Annotated in this window: 11 protein-coding genes (1 of these 11 only partly in view); 3 read left to right on the forward strand and 8 right to left on the reverse strand. The window is 51.3% G+C overall.

Annotation, left to right across the window (positions count from 1 at the left end; translation table 11 throughout):
* The 7 genes from PAV_RS01995 to iolC all read right to left on the reverse strand — a co-directional run.
* Positions 1 to 379, reverse strand: partial view of a solute:sodium symporter family transporter gene (locus tag PAV_RS01995; RefSeq protein WP_005543155.1) — the start only. 1211 nt of this gene lie to the left of the window's left edge; 379 of the gene's 1590 nt are visible here — the first part of the coding sequence; the start codon lies at positions 377 to 379; the stop codon falls past the left edge of the window.
* 97 nt (positions 380 to 476) lie between these two features.
* Positions 477 to 1535, reverse strand: coding sequence for a Gfo/Idh/MocA family oxidoreductase (locus PAV_RS02000; protein WP_005543156.1), 1059 nt, complete (start codon positions 1533 to 1535; stop codon positions 477 to 479).
* 15 nt (positions 1536 to 1550) lie between these two features.
* The gene (iolE, locus tag PAV_RS02005; protein WP_005543158.1) at positions 1551 to 2447 is read right to left on the reverse strand and encodes a myo-inosose-2 dehydratase; all 897 of its coding nucleotides are present in this window, start codon (positions 2445 to 2447) and stop codon (positions 1551 to 1553) included.
* 286 nt (positions 2448 to 2733) lie between these two features.
* The gene (iolD, locus tag PAV_RS02010; RefSeq protein WP_005543160.1) at positions 2734 to 4674 is read right to left on the reverse strand and encodes a 3D-(3,5/4)-trihydroxycyclohexane-1,2-dione acylhydrolase (decyclizing); all 1941 of its coding nucleotides are present in this window, start codon (positions 4672 to 4674) and stop codon (positions 2734 to 2736) included.
* Between the two features lie 15 nt (positions 4675 to 4689).
* Positions 4690 to 6141: a CoA-acylating methylmalonate-semialdehyde dehydrogenase gene (locus PAV_RS02015; RefSeq protein ID WP_005543163.1), complete on the reverse strand. Its 1452-nt coding sequence runs from the start codon at positions 6139 to 6141 to the stop codon at positions 4690 to 4692.
* Between the two features lie 77 nt (positions 6142 to 6218).
* Positions 6219 to 7067: a class II fructose-bisphosphate aldolase gene (locus tag PAV_RS02020; RefSeq protein ID WP_005543165.1), complete on the reverse strand. Its 849-nt coding sequence runs from the start codon at positions 7065 to 7067 to the stop codon at positions 6219 to 6221.
* Positions 7068 to 7112: 45 nt separating this feature from the next.
* On the reverse strand, positions 7113 to 8108 hold the full coding sequence (iolC, locus tag PAV_RS02025) for a 5-dehydro-2-deoxygluconokinase (RefSeq protein WP_005543167.1): 996 nt from the start codon (positions 8106 to 8108) through the stop codon (positions 7113 to 7115).
* 390 nt (positions 8109 to 8498) lie between these two features.
* Between iolC and iolG the strand changes: the two genes are divergently transcribed.
* From iolG to PAV_RS02040, 3 genes are all read left to right on the forward strand, one after another.
* The gene (gene iolG, locus PAV_RS02030; protein ID WP_040734875.1) at positions 8499 to 9503 is read left to right on the forward strand and encodes an inositol 2-dehydrogenase; all 1005 of its coding nucleotides are present in this window, start codon (positions 8499 to 8501) and stop codon (positions 9501 to 9503) included.
* 57 nt (positions 9504 to 9560) lie between these two features.
* Entirely contained in the window at positions 9561 to 10367 is an 807-nt protein-coding gene (iolB, locus tag PAV_RS02035; protein ID WP_005543171.1) for a 5-deoxy-glucuronate isomerase, read from the forward strand.
* A gap of 124 nt (positions 10368 to 10491) precedes the next feature.
* A complete protein-coding gene (locus PAV_RS02040) occupies positions 10492 to 11487 on the forward strand; it encodes a LacI family DNA-binding transcriptional regulator (RefSeq protein WP_040735205.1) in 996 nt (331 codons plus the stop codon).
* A gap of 129 nt (positions 11488 to 11616) precedes the next feature.
* Here the strand turns inward: PAV_RS02040 and PAV_RS02045 are convergent, their stop codons facing one another.
* Positions 11617 to 13335: an adenine deaminase gene (locus PAV_RS02045; RefSeq protein ID WP_005543175.1), complete on the reverse strand. Its 1719-nt coding sequence runs from the start codon at positions 13333 to 13335 to the stop codon at positions 11617 to 11619.
* Positions 13336 to 13354: the final 19 nt, after the last annotated feature.

Here is a 13354-nt window from a genome sequence, read left to right on the forward strand (position 1 = left end):
GCAAGAACAAAATTGAAATTATTTGGCGCGTACGCAAATCATAGCGCTGTTCCAGAAAATCCGGGATTGTCGTAATCCCTGACTTCAAATAACGCGGCAAGAAGATAAATGCCATGAAAATGAGCGCGATCGGCGACGTTACCTCCCAAGCCATTACAACCATAGATGTTGCATAGCTTTGCCCATTCAATCCAACCATTTGCTCCGTCGATAAGTTCGTCAGCAGCAGTGAGAAAGCGATTACAACACCTGACAAGCTGCGCCCGCCCAGAAAATATCCATCCGAGCTGTTCAAATCCACACTGCGCGTCTTGTACCAAGAGTACCAGGCAACAATTCCAGTATACAGTAAAAAGGTGATGACCGTGATGTAAGTCATGAAAGCCCTCCTCTATGCATAGAGAAATCTTGTGCTTATCTTTGCTAGTTCAAGTAAAAGGGACTGCTGCACCGAGAAGGAGTAAGAACCCCCGTTCTTACTTGATGGCAGTCACGGCAGCAGGCATTTGAACGTTTACCAGTTGGCCGCTTTCAAACGACTCCTTGCATGCATAGCCAAGCACGGTCGACAGCACCCCATCCTCTACCGTTACTTCTGGCTGTCTTCCTTCGAGGATTGCCTGTACAAATTCAATTGCTTCATCCATATAAGCCTGTTCAAAGCGTTCAAGGAATCCATTTGCACACTCTCGCACAACACCCCGATCATCGAGAATCATGACTTGATTTTTCTCTGGTACAGTTCCGATGCGCAGCGATCCTTGCGTACCTATAATTTCTGTCTCGATGTGATAGCCGTGAGCACAATTGCGCCCCGCGACAAATATCCCCATCTTATTACCTGCAAATTGAACAAGTGCCGCTCCGGTTTCCGCATCGTTCAGCTCCGCAAGCTCGGTATATCGATGAGAACCGCCGATCGCCCACACGCGTTCCGCTTCTACGCCCAAATACCAACGAGCCAAATCTAAATCATGAATCGCCATATCAAGGAACAAGCCCCCGCTATAGTTGCTCTTGGCAAATTGCATGAAGCCCGGCATCGCTTGTGCCGGATCGATTCCATAGCAGCGAATCAGCACGGGTTCGCCAATAGCACCCGCTTCAATTTGCTTCTTTGCATACGCATAAGAGCGGTCATATCTGCGCATAAAGCCAAGCATGAACACCTGATTCGGGTGCTTGCGCACAGCCTTCTGCACGCGCAGCGCTTCCTCCATGTACAGCCCAAGCGGCTTTTCACTAAATACGTGAAACCCGGCTTCCAGCGCTTGTTCAATCTGTTCACAATGATACGCAGATGGAGAAGCGATAAATATCGCATCTAGTTCTGGATTGCGCAGCATATCCTCATAATTTGTGTATCCGTAAGGAACTTTGAGCTCTTGCTGAGCCTCTTCCACCTCTTCCGGCTTCACGCTGCATACAGCCATCAGTTTGCAGTTCGGGATGCGATGCGCCAAATTGTCCGCATGCTGCCGTCCTAATCTCCCTAAGCCAACGAGTCCTACCGATATCTGCTTGTCCTGTTTCATCTATACGTCCCTCCGTTATACGCCTGCTTGCTGCAAAATGTATTGTCTGGCCTTCATTGCGTATTCGAGCGGATTTGCCCGAGCAGGATCCTGCTCTGCTTCCACCAACATCCAACCACGGTATCCAGCCGCCGCAAGCGATTGGAACACCGGTTCGAAGGAAATGCATCCATCTCCGGGTACCGTAAATACCCCTTCCTTCACCGCTTGCAGGAAGCTCAGTTGGTCTTCAATTACGCGGCGTGCTACATCCTTGCGCACATCCTTCAAGTGAACATGCTTGATTCGATCCATAAAACGATTCAATATGTAAAGGGGATCCTCACCGGAAAATACAAGGTGGCCTGTATCATACAGTAAGGACACCAGTTCCGGATCTGTGCTAGCCATCAGGCGCTCGATTTCCACCGTTGTCTGAACGCCAGTTCCCATATGATGATGGTACACAAGATGCATATCCTTGGCCCGAGCAAGCTCTCCCAATCGATGAAGCCCCTCAGTTAAGCGCTTCCAATCTTCGTCGTTGAATATCGGCTTATTATCAAAAAGCGGAGTATCCATTTCTCCCTGAATGCTGTGCCCCTGCTCGGATACAACGATGACCTTCGAGCCCATCGCATGCAAAAAGTCGCGATGCTGAATAAATGCCTCTACCGTTTCTTCAAGCGGCTTTACAGTCAGGTACGCGCTGAACCAGGCACTCGCTACCTCCAAGTTTCGCAAGTGCAGCGCCTTCTGCAGCACTTCTACATCACGTGGATACTTATTGCCGATTTCCGTCCCCGTAAACCCGGCAAGCGCCATCTCGCTCACACACTGCTCAAATGTATTTTCTCCGCCTAATTCAGGCATATCATCGTTCGTCCAGCCAATAGGAGCGATCCCAATCTTCACACTGTCTGTTGCAAACATGCCCATACCTCCCCAGAAGTCATAATCAAGATTCATGGAGTCAGGCGGCAAAGCTTGGAAGGGCAGCTCGATAACCTCGCAAAGTCATGTTCGAAAAAATCGTCTGCCGATTATTATCCTCTGCTGTCCGTCAAGCGACCCGAACATCGAACATTCCGATATCCGCCTAACGGAATGCTGTGCCCGACTATCTACCGCCTGCTCCATTACTGCTGTTTCCTGCTCTGTGACATGTTAATAAAAGTTATTGCCGTCGAACTTGCCATCGAATATACGAGTGGATTGGCTAATATGGTCGTGCCTGGCTCAAGAATTGGCGCCGCTCATCGTAGGCCTGCGCAATCGCTTTCTTGCCCGACACCTCCGCTACACCGACGTTCCACCATGCATCATAGCCATGGGTCATCGTCTTCGGGAGCACCTTAATATCGATCAACGTCGATTCCTTCTGGCGCTTAGCCGCCATCACGGCCTGTTCAAGCTCCTTCATGGTGCGAACCGAATACGTAACGGCTCCGTACCCCGATGCACTAAGCGCAAAATCGATGCTGACAAGAGGCCCATCCAGCTTGCCCGTATGCGGGTTACGCGAACGGAACTCCGTGCCGAAGCTGCCCATGCCGTTGCCCATCTGCAAATTGTTAATGCAGCCGAAACCATTATTGTCGAATAGCAGAACGTTAATTTTCCGTCCCTCTTGAATGCTCGTCAGTAGTTCAGAGTGAAGCATTAAGTAACTGCCGTCACCGGTAAAAGCGTATACCTCTCGCTCCGGTTCCGCCATTTTCACACCAAGCGCACCTGCAATTTCGTATCCCATACATGAGTAGCCATATTCCATATGGTACGAATGCGTTGTCTCCGCTCGCCACATCCGCTGCAAATCCCCCGGAAGGCTGCCGGCTGCGCCCACAACGATCGCATTGTCGTCGAGCAGTTGATTCAAGGCGGCCACAACCTGTGTCTGCGTCAGGCAGCTGCCAAGCGCTTCCGCGTATTCTGGCAGTGCCTCATCCAAATGCCCCTCAATTTCAGGGGTAAATGCGCCTGTTCCCTCTACGTAATGAATCCCGGCCAACCGCTGCCATTCCTTATCCCAAGCGTCGCGCGCTTCTTGAATCTCCCCTATATATGCTGAACGGTATCCTAGGGATTGAAGCCGCTGATGAAGCTCCTCCAATCCCACTTTTGCGTCAGCCACAATCGGAGTCGCATCGAGCTTAATCGCTTGGAATTCGGAGACGTTCACCGTCACGACATCCATATCGGGATTGCCGAAAAGTTCCTTAGATCCTGTCGTAAAATCGGTAAAGCGTGTGCCAACCCCAATAATGAGATCAGCATCCTTGGCAATCGCATTCGCAGCCGAATTGCCTGTCACTCCTATGCCGCCCAAATTGAGCGGATGGGAGCTTGCGACCGCGCTCTTGCCCGCCTGCGTCTCAGCGAAAGGAATATGGAAGGCTTCCGCGAATGCCGCCAGAGCTTCTCCCGCTTCGGAATAGCGAACGCCGCCGCCGCAGATAAGCAGCGGCTTGCGCTTGCGAGCGATCAGGCGAACCGCATCCTCAAGCTGCGCTGCTGATGCAGGCCGCCGATCGATTCGATGTACCCGTTTTTCGAAGAAGGAGACGGGATAATCATACGCCTCCCCCTGTACGTCCTGCGGCAATGCCAGCGTAACGGCACCGGTGTCGGCTGGGTTGGTCAGCACCCGCATTGCTTGAATCAGTGCCGTCATTAGCTGCTCCGGACGCACGATTCGATCCCAATACTTGCTTACCGGACGAAAAGCATCATTCGTCGATATCGTAAAATCATGCTGCTGCTCTATTTGCTGCAGCACCGGATCAGGCTGGCGGGAGGCGAACGTGTCTCCCGGAAGCAGCAGCACTGGAATTTGATTCGCCGTCGCCGTTGCCGCAGCGGTCACCATATTGGCTGCGCCTGGCCCGACCGAGGAGGTGCAGGCGCAAATTTGCTTGCGCCGCGTCTGCTTGGCAAATGCGACGGCAGCTTGGGCCATCCCCTGTTCATTGCGCCCTTGGTACACTTCCAAGCCGCCGCAGTCCTCTTCGAGCGCTTGGCCTAATCCAAGCACATTGCCGTGACCAAATATCGTAAATACGCCTTTAATGAAGCGCTGCTCCACACCGTCAAACTCCACATACTGCTGATCGAGGAACTTGACGAGTGCCTGCGCCATTGTTAAACGGATCGTTTCCATCCCGAACACCATCCCTTACCAGCGCGTAGTGACCATTTTTTTGCGGGTATAGAACTCTACTCCATCCGTGCCGTTCGCATGCAAATCCCCATAGAAGGAATCCTTGTATCCAGAGAACGGGAAGAAGGCCATCGGCGCAGGAACACCAACATTCACGCCAAGCATCCCTGCATCGATATGCTCACGGAATTGTCTCATATATGCGCCGCTCGTCGTGAAGATGCAGGCACCGTTCGCAAAGCGCGATTCATTCGCCCAAGCGATTGCCTCATCAATATCCTTCACACGCACGATCGACAATACCGGCGCAAAAATCTCATCCTGCCAAATTTTCATTTGCTGTGTCACTTCATCGAAAATCGTCGGCCCCATGAAGAAGCCCTCGCCATTGGTTTCTGCGTCCTGGCGGCCGTCGCGCACAAGCTTGGCCCCCTCCTGCACGCCCGCATCAATGTAACCGATCGCTCTCTCCTTATGACCTTCGCGAATGACTGGTCCAAGGAACACATCATCACGTTCGCCATTGCCGATGATAAGCTCATCGGAAGCCTTCACAAGCTGTGCAACAAGCTCGTCCGCAACCGATTCCTGCACAAGTACGACCGAGCAGGCCATGCAGCGTTCTCCAGCCGAACCGAATGCAGCATTGATAATTTGCGTCGTAGCGTTCTCCAGATTCGCATCTTCCATTACGATCGAGTGGTTCTTAGCTCCAGTTAAGGCTTGCACACGCTTCAAGTTGGCAGTGCCGCGCTTGTACACATACTCGCCGACTGGCTGGGAGCCAACGAAGGAGATCGCCTTCACCTGCTTATGATCAAGCAATCCATTCACGACATCATGCGCACCATGGACGATATTGAGTACCCCCTTCGGCAAGCCCGCTTCTTCCATGAGCTCCGCCAAACGGCAAGCCAGAAGAGGGGTGCGCTCGGAAGGCTTCAACACGAACGTGTTGCCGCAAGCTATCGCTAGCGGGAACATCCAGCACGGCACCATCATCGGGAAGTTGAACGGGGTAATGCCGCCGACGACACCGATTGGATAACGGTACATGCCAGATTCAATGTTGGTTGCAATGTCCGGCAACTGCTTGCCCATCATGAGCGTTGGCGCACCGGCTGCGAATTCCACGCATTCGATGCCTCGCTGCACTTCGCCGTATGCTTCTTTGAAATTTTTTCCGTTCTCAAGCGTAATCAGCTTGGCCAGTTCATCCCAATGCTCAACGAGAAGCTGCTGATACTTGAACATGATGCGCGCCCGGCGCGGCACGGCAGTTCGCGACCATGTGCGGAACGCTTCCGCAGCCACAGCTACCGCTTCGTTCAGTTCTTCCATGCTGGACAACGGAACTTGTCCGATAATGTCGCCTGTAGCCGGATTGTATACCGGTTCCGTTCTGCCTGATGTTGATTCCTTCCATTGTCCCCCGACATAGTTGCGAATGGTGATTGCTTCTGTCATGTTCCATTCTCCTCTCGTCATTTCATATATAGTAAGAACATCTGAAATCCGGATGTGAACCTAACAAACCGTTCCTTTTATACGTTCAAAGCTTGATGGGCATTCAACAGCAGCATCTTCTGCTTGGCGGCTTCCTTCACCGCCTCCATCGGGCGGGCGAATAAGGCAACGCGATCGAACTCATTCGGCTTTTCCTGCATTTCGCTGCGCAGTGTCTTGCCGAATGCCATGCGAAGCGCCGTTCCGATATTGACCTTGCTGATACGTGTGGCTGCAAGCCTGCGCAAATCATCGTCCTTCACACCTGTCGATCCATGCAGTACAAGCGGTACCGATACGACGCGCTCAATCTCCGCAAGCCGTTCGTAGTCGATCGGCGCGGATTGCTCTTCCATCCGGTGCAGCGTACCGATCGCCACTGCCAGCGCATCGACGCCAGTCTCTTCAGCAAAGACCTTCGCTTCGCCGGGCGCTGTCAGCCTAGCCTCCACATTCATGGACGGATCCGTATATCCAACAGCGCCAATTTCCGCTTCGACAGGAATGCCGCAGGCATGCGCCAGCTTCACGATTTCCCGCGTGTTGCGGATATTGTCTGCTAGCGGCAGTTGTGAGCCATCATACATAATGGATGTATACCCGCTCATAATTGCTTCGGCTGCCGACTCGAATCCATCGCCGTGATCCAAATGGATGCATACCGGTACCTTTGCGCGCTCAGCCAAGCTTCTGTACAGAGCTCCTGATACTTGAAGAGGCATATAGCGAAGCGCCACCTTATTCGTTGCCAATATGACCGGCGCTCCAACTTCCTCGGCTGCGGCAATGACCGCCGACGCATCCTCATAACCAAATACGTTAAATGCTGGCACGGCCGCATTGCGTTCCGGCAAGCCCTGCATCATTTCCGTTAGTGTAACGAGCATGAACCGTTCCTCCATATTGATATGACTTATATTCTGTAATCAGTTCTATTCCCCGCGCTCCGCGCTTCTAATGAATTCATCCAATTCTGCGGTCGTTGGCATCGCGTCTGAGCAGCTATGGCGCGAGATAACGATGGCTGCCGAAGCGCTGCCGTATTCCATCGCGCGCGGCAAATCCCAACCCTGCATCAACGCATAAATCATGGCAGATGCATAGGAATCGCCCGCTCCGAACGTCTTGAGCACCTTCGTTTTGAAAATGCCCCCTCTATGCGCTTCTCCGTCCTTTGTATAGGCAATCGAGCCTTCCGATCCGTGCTTAATGAGCACAACCTGCGCGTGATGCCCGAACCATTTCGCTGCAGTCAATCGATCGTCCGCTTGCTGACCAGAGAACTTCTCCATCATATCGAACTCTTCGCGCGTCCCAATGATAAAGTCGCATTTTTCCGCCGCAAGCTGATAATAAATCGAGGTTTCCGCAACATTTTTCCAGGTGTACGGGCGATAGTCTAGATCGAAGAATACGAATACCCCATGCTTGCGCGCATATTCCAAGGCAATGAATACCGCCTCGCGTGACGGGCTCGCAGCGAGCGCCGTTCCTGATATGAGCAGCGCCTTCGTCTGCTTGATATATTCCTCAGATACCTCTTCCGGCTTCAGGAGGAGATCCGCTACATGATCACGGTACATCAGAATGCTGCAATCCGTAGGACTTTTAATTTCAGTAAAGGCTAATCCTGTCATCGCTCCCGTATCATCTACAGCAAGCTGTGACGTATCTATCGATTGATCGTTCAAATATTGTCGTATGTAACGGCCCATCTGATCATCGGACAGCTTGCCGATGAATCCGCTTTTCATGCCGAGGCGTGCCGCCCCAATTGCAATGTTGGCTGGAGATCCGCCCACGTACTTCGTGAACGTTCTTGTCTCCTCCATTGGCCGATTGATTTCGTTCGCATTTAGATCGATGCACAGTCTTCCGATAGCAATCAAGTCGAATGGCCGATCCTTAGGGAATGATAGTGTACTCATATCCAGTCAGCACCTCCATGTTCTCTGCCTCATGCCCTCTTTCTGCAGGACTGAGGCCGCTATGATGCAGTCTCTTTCTGTTGCGAGTCGAGTTAAGCGCTTACCTTGTAGCTAATTATATGCACACCAATTTGGTAATGTAAACGCTTTTTTAATGATTTATTAAGTTCTTTTTTTCACTTGCACATCTTCTTTTCCTATTTAAAATAACTTGCCATTTTCCCTGTTACACAGCGAAATCAAACTCAATTATTGATTTTTTACCTTGCCAACCTCTGGAACATAGCCTATAGTTAAAATATGAGTTAAGCGCTTTCCCTACTTTGCCTAGTAAGTCGTTTTACTGTTCCATATACAGAACAATTTCGATCACACTCAGAGAAAGCAGGGATTATTATGCTGCAAGTAGGAATCATCGGTGCCGGACGAATTGGAAAGCTGCATGCCAGCCATATTCAACAAATGAGCAATATCCGCGTTCGTGCAATATCAGACGTCTATACGGAAGGGTTGAACGAATGGGCTTCCGCACATGGAATCCCCGTTGTCACGAATGATTATCATGACATTCTGCATGACCCGGATATTCAAGCGGTATTTATCTGCTCACCGACTAACACGCATGCAGACATCATTCGCGAGGCTGCCGAAGCCGGCAAGCATATTTTCTGTGAGAAGCCTGTCAGCTTCTCGATCGAAACGACAGAGAAAGCATTAGCCGCGGTTAAGAAGTCTGGCGTAAAAATGCAGGTCGGCTTTAACCGCCGCTTTGACCATAATTTCAAAAAAGCGCGTGACGTCGTACAATCCGGAGGCATCGGAGCCCCGCACCTGCTGCGCATTACGTCGCGCGATCCAGAGCCGCCATCGGCAGAGTATATCGCCAAGTCCGGCGGGTTGTTCATTGATATGACCATTCACGACTTCGACATGGCTCGCTATGTCATGCAAAGCGAGGTCGTTGAGGTATATGCGCAAGGCGCGAATCTGGTCGATCCGAAAATCGGGGAATTGAATGATATCGACACAGCCATTGTTAGTCTGCGCTTTGCCAACGGTGCGCTCGGCATTATCGAGAACAGCCGCAAGGCCGTGTACGGGTATGATCAGCGTCTGGAGGCATTCGGCTCTGACGGCTGTGTCTCAACACAGAATGACCGTCCTTCTACAGCGGTTGTTGCGACGGCTGGTGGCGTTCATATGGACAAGCCGCTGCACTTCTTTATCGAACGCTACACGCAGGCCTATATCCAGGAGATTCAGGACTTCGTCCATGCTATTATGCACGATGGCCCAGTCGTCTGTGATGCCAACGACGGATTGCAGGCGGAACGCATCGCACTAGCGGCCAAAGAGTCGCTGCGCAGTGGGCTGCCTGTTAAGTTAGCCCATTAAAATATAGGATTTGTATTTACAAAAACTATTCTCAACTTAGGCAAGGAGGCAGCCTTTATGTCTAAATTACTCGTATCGCCACAACCAAGAGATGAGCAAGGCAGGGTCATTTCCGTTACGCCGCAAAGCGCAGGCTGGAAGTACGTAGGATTCGAGCTGTATTCGCTGCAGCCGGGCGAAACACTGCAAAACGATACAAATGAGCAGGAAGTATGCCTTGTCCTGCTGAGCGGGAAGGCTGAGGTCAGCACTTCGAAAAAATCATTCGGTATGCTTGGACAGCGCATGAGTGTATTTGAACGCATTCCTCCGTATTCGGTTTATGTGCCGAACCATGATCGATATACCGTTCAGGCCGAGACGGCCTTGGAGCTGGCTGTCTGTGCGGCCCCCGGCAAAGGAACATATCCCGCTCGCGTCATCGCACCTGATGATGTCGGTGTAGAAACACGCGGCTCCGGCAGCATTGAGCGGCATATCCATAATATTTTGCCGGAACAAAAAGAGGCGGACAGCCTGCTCGTCGTAGAGGTGTTCACGCCAGGCGGCCATTGGTCCAGCTATCCGCCGCATAAGCACGATCAGGAAAATTTGCCGCATGAATCTTATTTGGAAGAAACCTATTACCATGAAGTCAATCCTGAGCAAGGGTTCATTATGCAGAGCGTATACAATGACGACCGTTCGCTGAATGAGACGATAGCCGTGCCGCATCGCCACGTTGTCCTAGTTCCTGAGGGATACCACCCGGTATCCGCGCCTCCAGGATACGATTCCTATTATTTAAACGTAATGGCGGGCCCTGTGCGTACATGGAAGTTCCACAATGATCCCGAACACGAATGGCTATTTGAAAAAAAGTGATGCTGCCGCTTATTTCGAGCAGTCTCTTACAGGAGAATGGCGTAGTCCATTCTCCTTTTGTTGTATAATGAGAAATAAAGAGAAGACATACGCAAGAAGTGCGAAGAACGATGAGGAGTTATCTATGAAATCAACTATTTACGACGTAGCCAAGGCGGCTGGCGTATCCATTGCCACCGTATCGAAGGTCGTCAATCAAACAGGCAATATCAGTGTCAAAACGCGTGAGCGCGTCCTTCATATTATGAAAGAACTGCAATACCAGCCAAGTGTAGTTGCTTCCGCGTTAACCGGGAAGAAAACGTCCACCTTCGGCCTGCTTATCTCCGATCTGGCCAACCCCTTCTTCGCTGAGGTTGCCCGCAATCTCGAGGATCAAGCACAAGCCGCCGGATACAGTATTGTCATGTGCAGCACAGACAATAAGGATGATAAAGGAATGAATTATATTTCCCTTCTGCAGCGCAAGCAAATTGACGGACTTATCATTGCCTGCCAATTTACGAAATGGTCGCATCTTGAAGACTATATTACCGAAAGTCTCCCCATCGTGCTATTCTCCAAAGACATCACATCCCTGACCATGCACACCGTGACCGTGGATGACTTTAAAGGCGGCTACGAAGCGATTCGCCACTTGCTCCAGTTAGGACATGCCGATATCGGCATCATTACAGAGGACAGCCCAAGCGGAGAGCATCGGGTTCGCGGCGCCAAGCAAGCGATGAAGGATGCAGGAATCGAGCCGAACGAACAATGGATCACAGTCGTCCACTCGTCTGTCGCAGAAGGATGTTCTGGCGCAAATCAAATACTGCAGCAGCCTTCCCGTCCGACTGCGATATTCACCTGCAACGATTTGCTAGCCGTTGGAGCTATGCAGTCTGCTCACCAGATCGGCTTGCAGGTTCCTAACGACTTGTCCATCATCGGATTCGACGATACAATCCTATCTCAAATCGTTGTGCCGCGTCTCACGACGATTGCACAGCCAATTCCCGATATGGCCAAGGAAACGATTCAATTGCTGCTCCGTCAAGCAGACACTCCGGACATGCCAAAGCAAAAGATCGTATTCCAGCCACAATTGGTCTCGGGAGATTCTACACAATTGCGTTAAACTGACAGGAATGATCCTACAAGCAAATTTCATAGTCGATAGTTTAGCTTAGACACGAAAAGAGTCGTAAGGATTCAACAACCCCTACGACTCTTCACCTATAAAAGACTCCCTAGCAGCCGATACGATTCAGGCTTTTTCCACGATCAGAGGAACAACCCGTCCAGCATGAACATCAATCAATCCCAAATCCGTTAGCTTCAGCGCCGGACTTACCGGCAAGGAATGCGTACACAGCGACATAATCGGGTTGTAATGCTCGTAGCCGAGTGATTCCATCGCCTCGCGCAGCCGCTTCACGGCTTGTCCGAACTCTTCGAATGGCTCCTCTGACAAAATGCCGCCTACAGGCAGCGGAATATGTGCAATCACCTTGCCATCATCAACGACACAGAAGCCGCCCTGATCCGCAATGACTGTATTGGCCGCAAGCGCCATGTCTGCCTGTGAATGACCTACGACAAGCAGGTTGTGATTGTCATGGGAATACGTCGTCGCAATCGCTCCGCGCTTAATCGTGTTGCCCGTAATGAATCCATAAGCACGGTTGCCGTTCTTGCCATAACGTTCGAAGGTAGCAATTAACCCATACGGACTTTCCTGCCACTTCAATTCCCCATCAGCTACACGTACCGGTTCATGCAGTTCCTTTGTATTCGTCGTTCCGTTCAACACCTGCATAACGCGGCAGAGATACTCGCCATCAGCAGCCTCTGCAGCTACCCGGAAATCTTCTGTCGTAAGCTTCTGCAGCTTCACGCTCTCATAGAAATGAGGCGGAAATTGGCGCTCTTCGCGCTCTTGCACATAGTCTGTATCTGCCTCATAAGCCAAACAGCCGTGCTTATATACCGATGCAATGCGGAATTGCTCAACGTCGCTGAGCAGCACGAAGTCCGCCACTTTATTCGGTGCAATTGCGCCGCGATCGTACAAGCGCATCCGTCTGGCTGGCGTATACGTCGCCGCATAAATCGCGCGTTCTGGCTTCATGCCCATTGCCATCGCCTTTTTGACTAGATGATTTAAATGACCGTCCTGAACGAAGGTATCCGCCATGACGTCATCCGTTACGAAGCAGAACAGCTCTGCAACATCCTCATGAATGAGTACATCCATAATGTCCGGTGTCATCGACTTCTCCTGAATCTCCAGGAACATGCCGTTCGCCATCCGATCGCGCATGCTGTCAACGGCCTGCTCGGTATGATCGGAGTCTACTCCCGCAAACATGAAGCGTGCCAATTCCAGATCAACCAGCTTCTTCGGCGTATGCCCTTCGATAACGAGGTTCGGATAATTGGTACGGATATGGTGCAGAATGCGGTTCGTTTTGCAGTCCGGATCGCGCAGAACATCGACCGAGTTCATAATCTCTCCCAAGCATACAACCCGCTCATCCTTCAGCAGCTCATCAATATCCGCAATGTCAATTTCCCCGCCTGTAGTCTCCAGCGGCGTTGCAGGCACCGAGCTCGGAATTGCATATAAGATGTCCGCCGTGCAGCCCTTGCTTGCATTGATCATTTCCTTCACGCCTTCAACGCCGAACACGTTCGCCATCTCATGCGGCTCGGATACAATCGTCGTGACTCCGTTTTGAATAAGGCCATGCGAGAACGTCTGGGGCGTAACCATCGTGCTCTCAATATGAAGATGGATATCGACGAGGCCTGGAATCATATACTTACCCGTTCCGTCCACGATCTGAGCCACCTCGAATGTATCCATTCCGCGAGCGCCAATGTAGAGGAATCGCCCATCCTTAATGGCGGCATTGCCTTGTATGAATCGTTTCAAATACACGTTGTACACACTGACGTTCGTTACCAACAAATCTATCTTCACGTTTCCACTCCTCGCTGTC

Source organism: Paenibacillus alvei DSM 29 (genome assembly GCF_000293805.1).
Classification (GTDB): Bacteria; Bacillota; Bacilli; order Paenibacillales; family Paenibacillaceae; genus Paenibacillus_B; species Paenibacillus_B alvei.